The organism is Streptomyces sp. NPDC051636, from assembly GCF_044453765.1.
GTDB lineage: Bacteria > Actinomycetota > Actinomycetes > Streptomycetales > Streptomycetaceae > Streptomyces.
Genome location: NZ_JBITDA010000001.1, coordinates 660683 through 674962, shown reverse-complemented (window position 1 = coordinate 674962; position 14280 = coordinate 660683). Strand labels below are relative to the sequence as shown.

Annotated in this window: 14 protein-coding genes and 1 pseudogene; 7 read left to right on the top strand and 8 right to left on the bottom strand. The window is 73.9% G+C overall.

Translation table 11 applies throughout. The annotated features are described in order from the left end of the window. Positions 1 to 150 precede the first annotated feature (150 nt). Genes ACIBBH_RS03200 through ACIBBH_RS03180 form a run of 5 tightly spaced genes read left to right on the top strand, consistent with a single transcriptional unit; the run spans position 151 to position 5185 of the window. Entirely contained in the window at positions 151 to 1707 is a 1557-nt protein-coding gene (locus ACIBBH_RS03200; protein ID WP_399401351.1) for a sodium:solute symporter, read from the top strand. Beyond that, positions 1704 to 2291 (top strand): sigma-70 family RNA polymerase sigma factor, encoded by a 588-nt coding sequence (locus ACIBBH_RS03195; protein WP_399401349.1) that lies wholly within the window; start codon positions 1704 to 1706, stop codon positions 2289 to 2291. Before ACIBBH_RS03200 ends, ACIBBH_RS03195 begins: the two co-directional genes overlap by 4 nt. Next, positions 2288 to 2605 carry a hypothetical protein gene (locus ACIBBH_RS03190; RefSeq protein ID WP_399401347.1) on the top strand — a complete coding sequence of 106 codons (318 nt, stop codon included), beginning with the start codon at positions 2288 to 2290 and terminating at the stop codon, positions 2603 to 2605. The genes ACIBBH_RS03195 and ACIBBH_RS03190 overlap by 4 nt, the downstream gene beginning before the upstream one ends. Positions 2606 to 2639: 34 nt before the next feature. Next, positions 2640 to 4424, top strand: coding sequence for a glycoside hydrolase family 15 protein (locus tag ACIBBH_RS03185; RefSeq protein ID WP_399401345.1), 1785 nt, complete (start codon positions 2640 to 2642; stop codon positions 4422 to 4424). Positions 4425 to 4429: 5 nt separating this feature from the next. After that, entirely contained in the window at positions 4430 to 5185 is a 756-nt protein-coding gene (locus ACIBBH_RS03180; RefSeq protein WP_399401343.1) for an SDR family oxidoreductase, read from the top strand. A gap of 54 nt (positions 5186 to 5239) precedes the next feature. Here ACIBBH_RS03180 and ACIBBH_RS03175 read toward each other — a convergent pair. Then, positions 5240 to 5410, bottom strand: a pseudogene (locus tag ACIBBH_RS03175) (Asp23/Gls24 family envelope stress response protein); the annotation flags it as partial. Between the two features lie 9 nt (positions 5411 to 5419). On the opposite strand from ACIBBH_RS03175, the gene ACIBBH_RS03170 reads away from it, so the two are divergent. Next, positions 5420 to 6142: a nucleopolyhedrovirus P10 family protein gene (locus ACIBBH_RS03170; protein ID WP_399401341.1), complete on the top strand. Its 723-nt coding sequence runs from the start codon at positions 5420 to 5422 to the stop codon at positions 6140 to 6142. Positions 6143 to 6153: 11 nt separating this feature from the next. Here the strand turns inward: ACIBBH_RS03170 and ACIBBH_RS03165 are convergent, their stop codons facing one another. The 4 genes from ACIBBH_RS03165 to ACIBBH_RS03150 all read right to left on the bottom strand — a co-directional run bounded on the left by ACIBBH_RS03165 (position 6154) and on the right by ACIBBH_RS03150 (position 10061). Next, on the bottom strand, positions 6154 to 6957 hold the full coding sequence (locus ACIBBH_RS03165) for an enoyl-CoA hydratase/isomerase family protein (protein WP_399401340.1): 804 nt from the start codon (positions 6955 to 6957) through the stop codon (positions 6154 to 6156). Between the two features lie 107 nt (positions 6958 to 7064). Then, positions 7065 to 7286, bottom strand: coding sequence for a helix-turn-helix domain-containing protein (locus tag ACIBBH_RS03160; RefSeq protein WP_010355597.1), 222 nt, complete (start codon positions 7284 to 7286; stop codon positions 7065 to 7067). Between the two features lie 335 nt (positions 7287 to 7621). Beyond that, the gene (abc-f, locus tag ACIBBH_RS03155) at positions 7622 to 9220 is read right to left on the bottom strand and encodes a ribosomal protection-like ABC-F family protein (RefSeq protein ID WP_399401338.1); all 1599 of its coding nucleotides are present in this window, start codon (positions 9218 to 9220) and stop codon (positions 7622 to 7624) included. A 91-nt stretch (positions 9221 to 9311) separates the two neighbouring features. Next, complete coding sequence (locus tag ACIBBH_RS03150) at positions 9312 to 10061, bottom strand: hypothetical protein (protein ID WP_399401336.1); 750 nt, start codon at positions 10059 to 10061, stop codon at positions 9312 to 9314. Positions 10062 to 10233: 172 nt separating this feature from the next. On the opposite strand from ACIBBH_RS03150, the gene ACIBBH_RS03145 reads away from it, so the two are divergent. Continuing rightward, positions 10234 to 10647, top strand: a complete 414-nt coding sequence (locus ACIBBH_RS03145; protein ID WP_399401334.1) for a VOC family protein — start codon at positions 10234 to 10236, stop codon at positions 10645 to 10647. Between the two features lie 19 nt (positions 10648 to 10666). Here the strand turns inward: ACIBBH_RS03145 and ACIBBH_RS03140 are convergent, their stop codons facing one another. The 3 genes from ACIBBH_RS03140 to ACIBBH_RS03130 all read right to left on the bottom strand — a co-directional run bounded on the left by ACIBBH_RS03140 (position 10667) and on the right by ACIBBH_RS03130 (position 14186). Then, entirely contained in the window at positions 10667 to 12013 is a 1347-nt protein-coding gene (locus ACIBBH_RS03140) for a hypothetical protein (RefSeq protein ID WP_399401332.1), read from the bottom strand. 254 nt (positions 12014 to 12267) lie between these two features. Further along, positions 12268 to 13386 (bottom strand): alpha/beta hydrolase family protein, encoded by a 1119-nt coding sequence (locus ACIBBH_RS03135; RefSeq protein WP_399401330.1) that lies wholly within the window; start codon positions 13384 to 13386, stop codon positions 12268 to 12270. A gap of 131 nt (positions 13387 to 13517) precedes the next feature. Next, positions 13518 to 14186, bottom strand: a complete 669-nt coding sequence (locus tag ACIBBH_RS03130) for a class II aldolase/adducin family protein (protein ID WP_399401328.1) — start codon at positions 14184 to 14186, stop codon at positions 13518 to 13520. Between the last annotated feature and the right edge of the window lie 94 nt (positions 14187 to 14280).

The window sequence follows — 14280 nt, the reverse complement described above, 5'->3', positions numbered from 1 at the left end:
GCTCGCCGTCGGTCTGTGCAAGAGTTGCCCACCCGCCGGAAGTGGTTGACAGCGAATTTCCAGGCGATTTCCCGCCGGTTTTCTGTCCTCCGATCCGGGCTCCGGCGCAACTCTTCCGCGAGGGCACAGGCACACCGAGGACGGTGATCCATGGCCGGGACAGCCATGACCGCGACGTTCCTCGCCGTGATCGGCGGGGCGTCGCTGCTCGCCGTCACCGCGCGCCGCCTGCGCCCGAACGACCGGCTGCCCTCCCTGGAGGGCTGGGCGCTGGCCGACCGGAGCCTCGGCCCCGGGTGGACCTGGTTCCTGCTGGGCGGCACGATCTTCACCGCCTACACCTTCACCGCCGTACCGGGACTCGCCTACGGCAACGGCGCGCCCGCCTTCTTCGCGGTGCCGTACACGGTGATCGTCTGCCCGCTGGCCTTCGTGCTGCTCAGCCGCCTGTGGACGGTGGCCCGCCGGCACGGCTACGTCACCGCCGCCGACTTCGTGCGCGGCCGGTACGGTTCGGCGCCGCTGGCGCTGGTGGTCGCGCTGACCGGGATCCTGGCGACGATGCCCTACCTCGCGCTGCAACTGCTCGGCATCCGCGCGGTGCTGACGGCCGGGGGCGTGTATCCGCGGGGCGCGGCCGGGGACCTGGCGATGGTGGCGTTGTTCGCGGGGCTCGCGGTGGCGACCTACCGGCACGGGCTGCGGGCGCCCACCGTCATCTCCGCCCTCAAGGCGGTCGCGGTGTTCGTCTCACTGACCGCGGTGACCTGGCTGGTCCTCGCCCGGCTCGGCGGCCCCGGCCCGGTCTTCGACGGCGCGGCCCGGCGGCTGGGCGGCCCCGACCCGGCGCACTCCCCCCTGCTCCTCTCCCCCGCCCAGCAGCCCGCCTACGCCACCCTCGCCCTGGGCTCCGCGCTGGCGCTGCTGATGTACCCGCACGTGCTCACCGCCGGTTTCGCCGCCGACGGCCCGCGCACCCTGCGCAAGGCGGCTGTGGCCCTGCCCGCCTGGACCGGGCTGCTCGCGCTGTTCGGCTTCCTCGGCGTCGCGGCGCTCGCGGCGGGGGTGCGGGCGCCGAAGGGCGGTGCGGAGGCCGCCGTACCGATGCTGGTCGACAGGCTGATGCCGGGGCCGCTGGCCGGGCTGGTGTTCGGCGCCATCGCGGTGGGGGCACTGGTGCCGGCCGCCGTCATGTCGATCGCCGCCGCCACGAGCTTCGTGCGGAACGTGTACGTCGAGTACGTCCACCCGACCGCCACGCCCAAGCGGCAGGTGCGCATCGCCAAGGCGGTGTCGCTCACCGCCAAGGTCGGCGCGGTGGCGTTCGTGTTCGGGCTGCGCGACCAGGACGCCGTCAACCTCCAGCTGCTCGGCGGGGTGTGGATCCTGCAGGTCTTCCCGGCGGTGGCCGTGGGGCTGTTCACCGGACGGCTGCATCCGCGGGCGCTGTTCGCCGGGTGGGGCGTGGGAATGGCGGCCGGAACCTTCCTGGTGGTGCGGGAGGGCTTCTCGTCGATCGTCACCCTCGGTTTCGGACCGCTGGAGGTCTACGCCGGGCTCGCGGCTCTGCTGCTCAACCTGACCGTCGCCGTGGCCGGAACCGCGGCCCTCGAACGCCTCGGCGTCCCGCGCGGCGCCGACCTGACCGACCTGCCGCCGCGCCTCACCGTCAGGCGCCGCCCCGAGACGGAAGCGAACAACCCGTGAGACGCAGACAGAACACGTCCGTCACACCGGCCCCCGTGCCCCGGCCCGCCGCCCCGGTCGAACCGCTCACCCCCGTGGCGAGCGACCCGGAGGATCTGGCACGCGAGGCCGGCGTGGCCCGGCTGTTCGAGCTGCACTACGCCTCGATGCTGCGCCTCGCCGTCCTGCTCGGCGCGGACGACCCGGAGAACGTGGTCGCCGAGGCCTACTACCAGATCTACCGGAAGTGGCGGCGGCTCAGGGACACCGAGGCGGCGGAGGCGTATCTGCGCTCCACCGTCTGCAACCTGACCCGGATGCGGATACGCCATCTCCAGGTGGCCCGCAGACACGAGGAGAGACCGGCGGACGAGCTGGTCGCCTCCGCGGAGAGCGCCGCGCTCCTCCAGGACGACCAGCGCGTCCTGATCGCCGCGCTCCAGCGGCTGCCGGCCCGGCAGCGCGAGGCGCTGGTGCTGCGGCACTGGCTCGGGCTGAAGGAGAGCGAGATAGCGGCGGCCATGGGGATCTCCTGCGGATCCGTGAAGACCCACACGGCGCGCGGCATCGCCGCCCTGACCCAGGCGATGGAGGCCCGGCGATGACGCATCGAGATGCGACTCCGTCGCATGGCACCAGTCCCGACCGGACCGAGCGGGAGCTGCAGGAGGCCCTCGCCGCGCTGGCGGGCGGAGTCCGGGCCGCCCCCGACGCCTATCGCACGGCACGCGGCGAGTGGCTGCGCCGGGAGCGCCGGCGCCGGCTCGTGCTCGCCGTGCTGATCGCGGCTGTCTTCGCCCTGGCCACGCTGATCGGCCTGTGGGTGCTGAACCAGGCTCCCTCGGACCCGGGCGTGATCTTCTCGGGCGTGGGCTCGGCGACAGGTCCTGCCGGTCACCTTCCTGGCCCAGCCGGCTGATTGCGGCACCTGCGCACCGGGAATCCGGAGATCCGTGCATCCGCGCATCGAGGACTACGCTCTCATCGGCGACGAGCAGACCGCGGCCCTGGTCGCCAGGGACGGCTCCATCGACTGGCTGTGTCTGCCCCGCTTCGACTCCGCCGCCTGCTTCGCCAGGCTCCTGGGCGACGAGGAGCACGGTCACTGGAGGATCGCCCCCGAGGGCGCCGGCGCCTGCACCCGCCGCGCCTACCGCCGCGACACCCTGGTGCTCGACACCGAGTGGGACACCCCCGAGGGCTCGGTGCGGGTCACCGACCTGATGCCGCAGCGCGACCAGGCCCCCGACGTCGTACGCATCGTCGAGGGCCTCTCCGGCCGGGTCGCCGTCCGCAGCACCCTCCGCCTGCGCTTCGACTACGGCTCGATCGTGCCGTGGATGCGCCGGTCCGGCGGTCACCGGGTCGCCGTCGCCGGCCCCGACGCGGTGTGGCTGCGCAGCGAACCGGCGGTGCACACCTGGGGCGAGGACTTCGGCACCCACTCGCAGTTCCACCTCACCGCGGGCGAGCGGGTCGCGTTCGTCCTCACCTGGCACCCCTCGCACCAGCCGCGCCCCCCGCTCGTCGACCCGTACGGCTCCCTGCGGACCAGCGTCACGGACTGGCGGCGCTGGGTGTCCCGCTGCCGCTACAAGGGGCCGTACCGGGACGCGGTCGTCCGTTCCCTCATCACCCTCAAGGCCCTCACCTACAAGCCGACCGGCGGCATCGTCGCCGCGGCCACCACCTCGCTCCCCGAGGAACTGGGCGGCGTGCGCAACTGGGACTACCGCTACTGCTGGCTGCGCGACTCCACTCTCACCCTCGGCGCCCTGCTGGCCGCGGGCTACCACAAGGAGGCGGAGGCCTGGCGCGACTGGCTGGTGCGCGCGGTCGCGGGCGACCCGGCGGACCTGCAGATCATGTACGGCGTGGCGGGCGAGCGCCGGCTGCCCGAGTTCGAGCTGCCCTGGCTGCCCGGCTTCGCGGGCTCGGCACCCGTACGGATCGGCAACGACGCGGTCAAGCAGCTGCAGCTGGACGTGTACGGCGAGGTCATGGACTCGCTGTCGCTGGCCCGGCAGGCGGGCATGACGCCCAAGCCGCACATGTGGTCGCTGCAGGGAGTGCTGCTGCAGTTCCTGCGCACGGCGTGGCGGCAGCCGGACGAGGGCCTGTGGGAGGTGCGCGGCGGGCGGCGGCAGTTCGTGCACTCCAAGGTGATGGTGTGGGTGGCCGCCGACCGTGCCGTGCGCACGCTGGAGGAGCACCCGGAGCTGCGCGGCGACCTGGAGGGCTGGCGCGCGCTGCGCGACGAGGTGCACCGGGAGGTGTGTGAGAAGGGCTACGACCCCGAGCGGAACACCTTCACGCAGTCCTACGGCTCGCGCGAACTCGACGCGGCCGTGCTGCTCATCCCGCGCGTCGGCTTCCTGCCGCCCGGCGATCCGCGGGTGGTCGGCACGGTCGACGCCGTCCGGGCCGAGTTGGGGCAGGGCGGCTTCGTGCGCCGCTACGACACCGATGACACGTCCGTCGACGGGATGCCCGGCGCCGAGGGCGTCTTCCTGGCGTGCTCCTTCTGGCTCGCGGACGCCCTGCACATGACGGGCCGGACGCAGGAGGCCCGGGAGCTGTTCGACCGGCTGGTGGGCCTCACCAACGACGTGGGGCTGCTGTCCGAGGAGTACGACCCGGCCGCCGGCTGCCAGCTGGGGAACTTCCCGCAGGCGTTCAGCCACATCGGCCTGGTGAACACCGCCCTCGCCCTGTTCGGTGCCGACGGGGCAGGATAGGGGCCATGGATCTTGGACTGAAGGACCGGGTGTACGTCGTCACCGGGGCCACGCGCGGTCTGGGCAACGCCGCCGCGCGCGAGCTCGTCGCCGACGGGGCGAAGGTGGTCATCACGGGGCGGGACGGGAAGCGGGTCGCCGACGCGGCGGCCGAGCTGGGCCGGAACGCTGCCGGGGTCGCCGTCGACAACGCCGACCCGGGGTGTGCCGAGCGGCTGATCGCGGCGGCCCGCGAGCACTTCGGCGGCTTCGACGGCGTCCTGATCAGCGTCGGCGGGCCGCCGCCGGGGTTCGTCGCCGACAACACGGACGAGCAGTGGCGGGACGCGTTCGAGTCGGTGTTCCTGGGTGCGGTACGGGTCGCTCGCGCGGCGGCCGCGGAGCTGGCGGCGGGCGGGGTCATCGGGTTCGTGCTGTCCGGGTCGGTGCACGAGCCGATTCCGGGGCTGACCGTCTCCAACGGGCTGCGGCCCGGGCTCGCCGGGTTCGCCAAGTCGATCGCGGACGAGCTGGGGCCGCGGGGGATCCGGGTGGTGGGGCTGCTTCCGTCGCGCATCGACACGGATCGCGTGCGTGAGCTGGACGCGTTGTCCGCGGATCCGGAGGCCACCCGGGCGGCCAACGAGTCGCGGATTCCGTTGCGGCGGTACGGGACGCCTGAGGAGTTCGGGCGGGTGGCGGCGTTCTTGCTGTCTCCGGCCGCGTCCTATCTGACGGGGATCATGGTGCCGGTCGACGGGGGGATGCGGCACGGGTTCTAGAGGGAGCACGTCTCAGTGACCCGCTGCTCTCGGGTCACCCTCTCCACCCTGCGCCGCGATCTTCGCGACGACCCCGTCGGCAATGGTGGTCCGTCCCCGGGTGGCGGGATCCCCGCCGCCGCGCAGCGTCGCCTGCGTCCTGCGGGTGGCCGTACGTCCCCTTCGGTCGTGCTCCTTCGACCACGGTGAGCGTGCTTGCGCCGCCGAGCGCCGTGGATGCGTCAGGCTGGAGCAATGACGGCGGAGCGATGGACGCGGGCAGTGCGGAAGCAGCCGGCCCTGGGCCGGCTGCTTCCGCTGGGCGGCGCGTGTGAGGGCGCGTGGATCGCGGAAGGGGCGGTGGGGGTGGTGCTGCGGCGCGCGGCACGAGGGGTGCCAGGGGTGCGCCTCGGTGCGCTGCGGCTCGCGCTCACCGATCCCGAGGACGCCGAGGAACCCGTCGTACCCCCGCCGCCGAGTGCCCTGTCGCCGGGGCCGCTGCGGCGGACCGCGGACGTCGCGGCAACGGCGGCCGTGCCCCTGCCGGACACGGCGTCCCGCCTGCGCCTGGTGCTGGCGACGGCCGCTGCGCGGGGTGTCGGCCTCACGGTCACGGAGGTGGACCTGAGGGTGACGGCCCTGATGGACGACGAGGTCCCGCCCGCTCCGGCCGCGGACGTGGCGCAGCCGGCGCCGGTCCGGCAGACCGCGGACCCCGACGAGGCGCGCGCGGCCGAGGCCGCCCTCTCCGTGCCCGGCGTGATCCGGCTGACCGGCGTGCTGGGCGGCCTGGGCAGGGCGGTGCACATCGAGGCGCGGCAGGACGAGACCGCCCTGCCGCGCCGCCACGTCCGGGTGGAAGTCGCCGTGGACGCCGGCCACCGGGCCCTGGACGTGGCCCGGCGGGTGCGCGCGGCCGTGCGGGACGCGCTACGGGATCACCCGACCGTGGCCGTCCTGGTGACGGCGGTCGGCTGACCCCGTACGGCTCACTCGCCCACGCCGGCCAGGTCCCGCAGTCGCCGTGCCTGGGCCAGGCGCTCGGCGGCGCGCTGCTCGTCGTAGGTACGGCCGGCCGCTCCGCGCAGCAGGGCCTTGGTCTCGACGACGGCGTCGCGCGGCGCCGCAAGCAGTGCCGATGTGAAGTCGCGGACCGTGGCGTCGAGTTCCTCGGCCGGCACCGCGATGTTGGCCAGCCCGGAGCTCACCGCCTCCCCGGCCTGCACGAACCGCCCGGTCACGCAGATTTCGAGCGCGCGGGCGTACCCGACCAGCTCGACCAGGGGGTGCGTGCCCGTCAGGTCGGGCACGATCCCGAGGGCGGTCTCGCGCATGGCGAACTGCACGTCGTGCGCGACGACGCGCAGGTCACAGGCGAGAGCCAGCTGGAACCCGGCCCCGATGGCGTGCCCTTGCACGGCGGCGACGGACACGATGTCGTTCCGGCGCCACCAGGTGAATGCCTCCTGGTAACCGGCGATGGTCGCGTCGAGCTCGGCGTCGTCACGGCGCGCGAGGTCGACGAAGGTCGGCTCGCCCTCGATCCCCTCGGGCGTGAACATCTGCCGGTCGAGCCCTGCGGAGAAGGACTTGCCCTCGCCGCGCAGCACGACCACCCGGACGGAGCCCGGCAGCAGCCGCCCGGCCTGAGCCAGCGCCCGCCACAGAGCCGGGCTCTGGACGTTGCGCTTGGCCGGGTTGGACAGCGTCACCGTGGCGAGCGCGTCGTCGACGGTGAGCCGTACCCCGTCCTGGTCGAGCAGGGGAACGAGGTCCTTCTCGGGCGTGGCCATGGGGCGCCTCCGATGCGTGCGGTCAGCCAAGTGACTGCACAGTAACCACCCGGCCGATCACCCGACCGACCGGGTGGCCACCATCGAAAGCCGATGGGCCGCCCGGATCAGGACGTTGCGGCCTTCTTGCCCCTGGTCGCTCCGCCACGCCCACGGAGCGTGACACCCGACTCACTGAGCATCCGGTGTACGAAGCCATACGAGCGGCCGGTCTCCTCGGCCAGCGCCCGGATGCTCGCACCGGAGTCGTACTTCTTTTTCAGGTCTGCCGCGAGCTTGTCGCGCGCGGCGCCGGTCACCCGGCTGCCCTTCTTCAGAGTCTCGGCCACCCGTGCCTCCTCATGGGAAGTGCGCTCTGGTCTCCTCATGATCACCCCTCCGGGGCCCGATGGCCACCCATTCGGCAAGGTCCGTGAGACACGGTTTTGACGACAGGAGCACATCCCCACAAGCGGAACCTGTGATTCCAGACACGCGCGCCCGTACGGCCGAACGGGTTCTTTCGCGAACTTCCAGGTCAGAGACGCGAAGCGGCCGATCCCTTGATGGCGAAGGGATCGGCCGCGAAATCGATGTAGGACACACTCCGGTACGAGGAGATCTCACACAGATGATGGATCACGGATCGGCCGAATGATCCATACGCAGTGGATCACCTATTCGATCAAGCCAGGGCGACGAGATCCGCGTAGTCCGAGCCCCACAGGTCCTCGACGCCGTCCGGCAGCAGGATGATCCGCTCCGGCTGGAGCGCCTCGACGGCGCCCTCGTCGTGGGTGACCAGGACCACGGCGCCCTTGTAGGTGCGCAGCGCGCCGAGGATCTCCTCGCGGCTGGCCGGGTCGAGGTTGTTGGTCGGCTCGTCCAGCAGCAGCACGTTCGCCGAGGACACCACCAGGGTCGCGAGGGCGAGGCGGGTCTTCTCGCCGCCGGAGAGGACGCCGGCCGGCTTGTCGACGTCGTCGCCGGAGAAGAGGAACGAGCCCAGCACCTTGCGGACCTCGACGAGGTCCAGGTCGGGGGCGGCCGAGCGCATGTTCTCCAGGACCGTGCGGTCGGCGTCCAGGGTCTCGTGCTCCTGGGCGTAGTAGCCGAGCTTGAGGCCGTGGCCGGGGACGACCGCGCCGGTGTCCGGCTGCTCGACGCCCGCGAGGAGCCGCAGCAGGGTGGTCTTGCCGGCGCCGTTGAGGCCGAGGATGACGACCCGGGAGCCCTTGTCGATGGCCAGGTCGACGTCGGTGAAGATCTCCAGTGAGCCGTACGACTTCGACAGGCCCTCGGCCATCAGCGGGGTCTTGCCGCAGGGCGCGGGCTCCGGGAAGCGGAGCTTGGCCACCTTGTCGGACTGCCGGACCGCCTCCAGGCCGGCCAGCAGCTTGTCCGCGCGGCGGGCCATGTTCTGCGCGGCGACCGTCTTGGTGGCCTTGGCGCGCATCTTGTCGGCCTGCGAATGCAGAGCGGCGGCCTTCTTCTCGGCGTTGGCGCGCTCCCGCTTGCGGCGCTTCTCGTCGGCCTCGCGCTGCTGCTGGTAGAGCTTCCAGCCCATGTTGTAGATGTCGATCTGGGAGCGGTTGGCGTCCAGGTAGAAGACCTTGTTGACGACCGTCTCGACCAGGTCGACGTCGTGGGAGATCACGACGAAGCCGCCGCGGTAGGTCTTGAGGTAGTCCCGCAGCCAGACGATCGAGTCGGCGTCGAGGTGGTTGGTCGGCTCGTCGAGCAGCAGGGTGTCCGCGTCGGAGAACAGGATCCGGGCCAGCTCGACACGGCGGCGCTGACCGCCGGAGAGCGTGTGCAGGGGCTGGCCGAGCACCCGGTCGGGCAGGTTCAGCGCGGCGGCGATGGTGGCGGCCTCGGCCTCGGCGGCGTACCCGCCCTTGGTGAGGAACTCCGTCTCCTGGCGCTCGTACTGCTTGAGGGCCTTCTCACGGGTGGCGCCCTGCCCATTGGCGATGCGCTGCTCGTTCTCGCGCATCTTGCGGATCAGTACGTCGAGCCCGCGCGCGGAGAGGATGCGGTCGCGGGCGAGCACGTCGAGGTCGCCGGTGCGGGGGTCCTGCGGGAGGTAGCCGACCTCACCGGAGCGGGCGATGGTGCCGGCGGCCGGGACGCCCTCGCCGGCGAGGCACTTGGTGAGGGTGGTCTTCCCGGCGCCGTTGCGGCCGACCAGGCCGATGCGGTCGCCCTTGGCGACACGGAAGTTGGCGTTCTCGAGGAGGATGCGGGCACCGGCGCGCAGCTCGATACCGGAGGCGGAAATCACGGACAGACTCCAGGGCGGAGGTAGGTGGCGGGTGGGCGGCTGAGGACGTTCCCGCCGTCTAATGCGCGAGGAGAATGGCCATGGGCCAAGTCTAACGGGGCCGGGCAAGCGCTTTTTCTGCGTGCGGGTGTTCGGGCCGCCGGCCGGGGACTTCGTTGCCGAGGGGCGTGCGGTGCGGGGCGATCCGGCCCAGGTCGTCCACGGCGACGACCTGCGACGTCCAGGCTCCGCGCGCGCAGGGCTGGGCGACGAGCAGCGTTCCGCCGTGACGTACGGCACGTTCGGGCCGGAAGGCGCATCCCGGGCGCGCGGGCAGCACCCAGCGCAGGTCGCCGTCGGCGGTGCGGTACCCGGCGATGCGGCGCGGGGTGACGACGGCGAGGATGCCCCGGGCGAGGGGACGCAGGACGCCGGTGCCGCCCTGGGCAGGGAGCCAGTCGGCGGCCGCCGGCAGGGCGCGGTGCCAGCGGACGGAGCGGCCGTCGGTGTCCGTGACGAGCCCGTCGTCCCACACCGCGAGCGCGTGCCCGCGCGCGGACAGCACGGCCACCGGGCGGCGCCCGTCGCGCGCGTAGCGCCAGCGGAACTCGCCCGTCACCGGATCGTGGGCCTCCACGACCGCGCCCCGCGCGCGTGCCGCCGCCTCCTGCCGCGGGTGCGGCCCCGGTGCGCTGCCGGTGAGGTGGTCGCCGTAGGGGGCGGGACGGATCTGGTGGGCCGTGGCGAGGAGGAGGGCCGCGAGGAGGACGGTGAGCGTCGCGGGGAGGAGGCGGTCGAGGGGCGGGCGCAGGCCACGCGCGGGTGATCTCGCCGGTGTCACCCCGTCCGGCAGAACGGCCACCCGGCCCCCTTCGGCACCCGCGTTCCATCGATCAGGCGCAGAGCGTAGCCGCGTGCGGCCCCGCGGCCGGGGAGCCCACGCGCCCGTGTCCTCCGCCTGCCGCCGGCCGCCGGGCGTTGTCGGAGGCGGGTGCCAGACTGAACGGGAGCCCCGACACGAGGGAGTGGTGGGCATGGCTGGCACGGGCGGCGCGCGGCCGAGCGTCTATCCGACGCTGCTGTACGCGGACGCGAAGGCGGCGATCAGACAGCTCACGGAGGCCTTCGGCTTCACCGAGCTGTCGGTCTACGAGGGCGAGGACGGCACGGTCCTGCACGCCGAGCTGGTCCAGGGCAACGGGGCGGTGATGGTCGGCTCCAAAGGCCGGGACGGCGTCTTCGCCGAGGCGATGGGTGACGCGGGCCGGACCGGGGTGTACGTCGTGGTGGACGACGTCGACGCACACCACCAGCGGGCCGTGGAGCACGGCGCGGAGATCCTGATGCCCCCGACGGACCAGGCCTACGGCTCTCGGGACTACATGGCCCGGGACACCGAGGGCAACATCTGGAGCTTCGGCACGTACGCCCCGGAGATCGGGGGCTGACGGTCCGCGGCGACAGGCCCTATCTCCCGGTGTGCACCTGGAAGGCGGCCCGGCGCACCGCCTTGGCCAGGGCCGGGTCGGGGTGCGCGGCGGCGAGGGCGACCAGGACCTGCACGGTGCGCGGGTGACCGACCGCGCGGACCTCGGCCAGCAGCTGGGGGACGGTGGGCTGCACGGCGGACTCCAGGTGCCGTACGAGCATCGGCGCCTCGCCGTGGTCGGCGACGGCGGCGGCGGTGTCCACCCACAGCCAGGTGGCCTCCTTGCGGGTGAGGACCTCGTGGGCGTCCTCCGGGTCCACGCCGTCGTGCTCGGCGAGCCACAGCAGGGCGTACGGCCTGAGCGTCGGCTCGTCGAGGACGGCGCGCACGTCGGGCTCGGCGGGGGCGCCGACCACGCGCAGCGCCTCGAAGGCGAGGCCGCGCAGCAGGGCGTCCTCGCCGCGGGCGGCGTCGATGAGCTCGGTGACGGCGCTGCCGACGGGGCGGGCGGCGAGCCAGGCGCGGTATTCGGCGCGGGCCGCGTTGGGGCGGAGCTGGGCGCAGCCGCGCAGCATGTCCTCGGCGCCCTGCTCGATGTTCCCGGCGGGGCTCTGCGCGGCCACGCAGATCTGCTCCAGCTTGACCCAGACCGCCCAACTGCCCAGCGGGGTGAGTGTGGCCTGGCCGTCGCCGTAGGTGAGGGCGCCGACGGAGGCGAGGGCGTGCAGCGCCCAGTCGAGCAGCGGGGCGAGGTCGGGCGCGCGTTCCGCGGGCGGCGTACGGGTGGCGGGCGCGGCGGTGGTGGGGGCCTCGGGGTCGGGCTCGTAGGAGACCTCGCAGCGCTCGGTGCGCAGTTCGGTGACCCGCTGCTGGAGCAGGTCGAGGAGCTGCTCGACCGGGACGGGGCCGGCGGACAGCTGGAGGAAGGAGAGCACCTGGGGCATGGCCGAGACGACCTCGGCGACGGCGGCGGGCTCGTGCTCCGCGGGCTCGGGGTGGGCGAGCGACCAGGCGTCGAAGAGGGCGACCCAGCCGCGCAGGACGGCGCTGTCGTCACGGTCCCAGGCGCGCAGGCGCCAGCCGGGGCGCGCGCTGTCCCCGTGCACCTCGATGAGCCCGGCGAGGCGGGCGGTGTCCCAGTCGCCGCGGACCTGAGCCACGGTCAGGCCGAGCTCGGCGGCGGCCCGTTCGGCGGTCGCCTCGGAGAGGGTGGCCTTGCCGTCGGCGGTCGCGGCGTCGCCGCCCGGGCCGAGGGCGGCGTCGGCCCAGTGGGCCACGCGGGCCGCGTCGGCCAGGCGGGATCGCGCCATTCCGGCCAGCTCGGCGGGTGCGGGCGTGCCCTCCGGCGGGCGGGGTGCGGGGCGGCGCGAGCGCCGCTGGTTCATCGCTCGGGGGGCGGCGGCCAGGGGTCGCGGTCGGACGAGTCGGAGCCTGGAGTCGCGCGGGATACGGGACGTCACGTGTGCAGTCTTGCGGTTGACGGTCCGAAAACCCAAACGGAATGCCACGGCGGGCGACGGGGGTGGCGGGCGGACGCGGTCCGCCGAGGGCCGAGGAGGGGGTTCAGGCCAGTGGTACGGCCTTGAACGGAACGGCTGTGGACCAGGGCAGCCGGCCCGCACGCCCGACCGCCCGGCGGTCACATCAGCGGCGTCAGGAAGCGGCGCAGCGCCTCCTCGTACCCGTGCGGATCGGCGTTCCACATCGCCCCGTGCGGGGCCCGCCGCACGGTGTGCAGAGCGACCCGGTCGGCGCGGTCCGCGGCGAGGCGGCGGGAGAACTCCCAGGGTGCCACCACGTCGTCCGGTCCGTGGATCAGCAGGGTGGGCACGCTGAGCCGCGCCGGGTCGGCGGTCCCGGTGACGCGGTCGGCGTGCAGGCCCGCGCGGCCCTGGGCGGCCCGCACCGCGAGCGGCAGCAGGAGGTCCGGCGTGCGCCGGGCCGCGGCGAGGGCGCGCAGGGTGGCCTCCCAGCTGAGCACCGGCGAGTCGAGGACCAGCCCGCAGACGCGGTCGCGCACGGCGGAGTGGGCGGCGGCGCGCAGGGCCATGGTGGCGCCGGTGGACCAGCCGTAGAGGACGACGCGTCGGGCGCCGTGGCGGACGGCGTAGTGGATCGCCGCGTCCACGTCGTGCCACTCGGTCTCGCCGAGGTGGTTCAGGCCGTCCGGCGGGCGCGGGGCGCCGAGGTCGCCGCGGTAGGCGAGGTCGAGCACGGGGAGGCGGCGGCGGTGCAGGAACCCCATGACGTTCATGGGGTGTTCCCGGGTGGCGCCCAGGCCGTGCACGGTGATGACCCAGGTGTCCCGCGCGCCGGCCACGAACCACGCGGGCAGGGAGCCGAGTTCGCCGGGCACGTCGACGTCGGCGTGGTCGAGGCCGAGGGCGGCGTTCGGGTGGCCGACGTACAGGTTCGGGGTGAGCCACACCCGGTCGCCGGGCTCGAGCGTGCCGTGGGTGACGCGTTCCAGGCGCCGTACGACGGTGTCGGGGGAGGGCGCGGGGGCCTCGAGGACGGTGCCGACGACGGCGTGCGCCCCGTCACCGGCCAGCCCGTAGGTGCCGGGGCGCAGCGAGGCCAGGTCGCGGGTGAGCGAGATGCGGCCCGCGGCCGTGGCGTGCACGGTGAGCCGGGGCTCGGTGGGCAGGGGCCTGCCGGGGACCGCCTTCAGCGCGGCGTCGCTGGCCATCCGGCCGACGGCCACGCCGGCCGCCAGGACGGCGGCGACGGCGGAGGCCGCCGCTGTGACGGTGCGCACGGGTCCAGTGTCCCGGCGGGCCGCCCTGCCGGCCAGCGGGAGGAAGGGTCGGGGTGACATGTCCTTGCGGGTTCCAGCCTGAGGCACTCTTCAATCCCCGGGCGGCCGGGCGGGGCGGGTACCCGCGGTGGTCACCCCCGCTGCCCGTACCCCCGCAGCTTCTCCCCCGCCTCCGCCAGCTGCTCGGAGGTCAGCAGGGAGGGCGTCAGCCCGGGTACCGAGGACGCCGTCAGCCACAGGCGGCACATCCATTCCAGCTGGGCGGTGCGGTCGTAGGCCTGGTCGAGGGTGGCGCCGCAGGTGATCGTGCCGTGGTTCTGCAGGAGGCAGCCGGAGCGGTCGGCGAGGGCGCGGAGCATGTTCCCGGCCAACTCCTCGGTGCCGTACGTCGCGTAGGGGGCGACTCGGACGGTGCCGCCGAGTGCGCAGGACATGTAGTGGACCGCCGGGAGTTCGGTCACGAGGGTCGAGACGGCCGTGGCGTGGACGGCGTGGGTGTGGACGACGGCGCGGGCGTCGGTGGTGCGGTACACGGCGAGGTGCATGGGCAGTTCGCTGGTCGGGACCAGCGTGCCGAGCACCTGCCGTCCGGCGAGGTCGACACCGGTCACGTCGTGCGGTGTCAGCCGGTCGTACGGGACGCCCGACGGTGTGACCAGCACGGTGTCCCCCACGCGCACCGACACGTTGCCGGACGTGCCGACGACGAGTCCGTCGGCCACCGTCCGCCGGGCCGTCGCCACCAGCGCCTCCCAGGCCCGCGACTCCGCCTCGCGCACGCCTCTGCTCTCTTCGCCCATGCCGTGATCCTGCCAGCAGGTCGTGGCAGCCCGCCGCGTGACCAGAATCTCTTCGACGGCTCCGCGACCCGGCCGACGTCCTCCACCCGGGACC

Bases quoted from the DNA above. Each gene is read 5' to 3' on its own strand.
- ACIBBH_RS03170 (WP_399401341.1), top strand. From the start codon at position 5,420: ATGACGGCGGAGCGATGGACGCGGGCAGTGCGGAAGCAGCCGGCCCTG.
- ACIBBH_RS03200 (WP_399401351.1), top strand. From the start codon at position 151: ATGGCCGGGACAGCCATGACCGCGACGTTCCTCGCCGTGATCGGCGGG.
- ACIBBH_RS03190 (WP_399401347.1), top strand. From the start codon at position 2,288: ATGACGCATCGAGATGCGACTCCGTCGCATGGCACCAGTCCCGACCGG.
- ACIBBH_RS03165 (WP_399401340.1), bottom strand. From the start codon at position 6,957: ATGGCCACGCCCGAGAAGGACCTCGTTCCCCTGCTCGACCAGGACGGG.
- ACIBBH_RS03130 (WP_399401328.1), bottom strand. From the start codon at position 14,186: ATGGGCGAAGAGAGCAGAGGCGTGCGCGAGGCGGAGTCGCGGGCCTGG.
- ACIBBH_RS03140 (WP_399401332.1), bottom strand. From the start codon at position 12,013: ATGAACCAGCGGCGCTCGCGCCGCCCCGCACCCCGCCCGCCGGAGGGC.
- ACIBBH_RS03145 (WP_399401334.1), top strand. From the start codon at position 10,234: ATGGCTGGCACGGGCGGCGCGCGGCCGAGCGTCTATCCGACGCTGCTG.
- ACIBBH_RS03180 (WP_399401343.1), top strand. From the start codon at position 4,430: ATGGATCTTGGACTGAAGGACCGGGTGTACGTCGTCACCGGGGCCACG.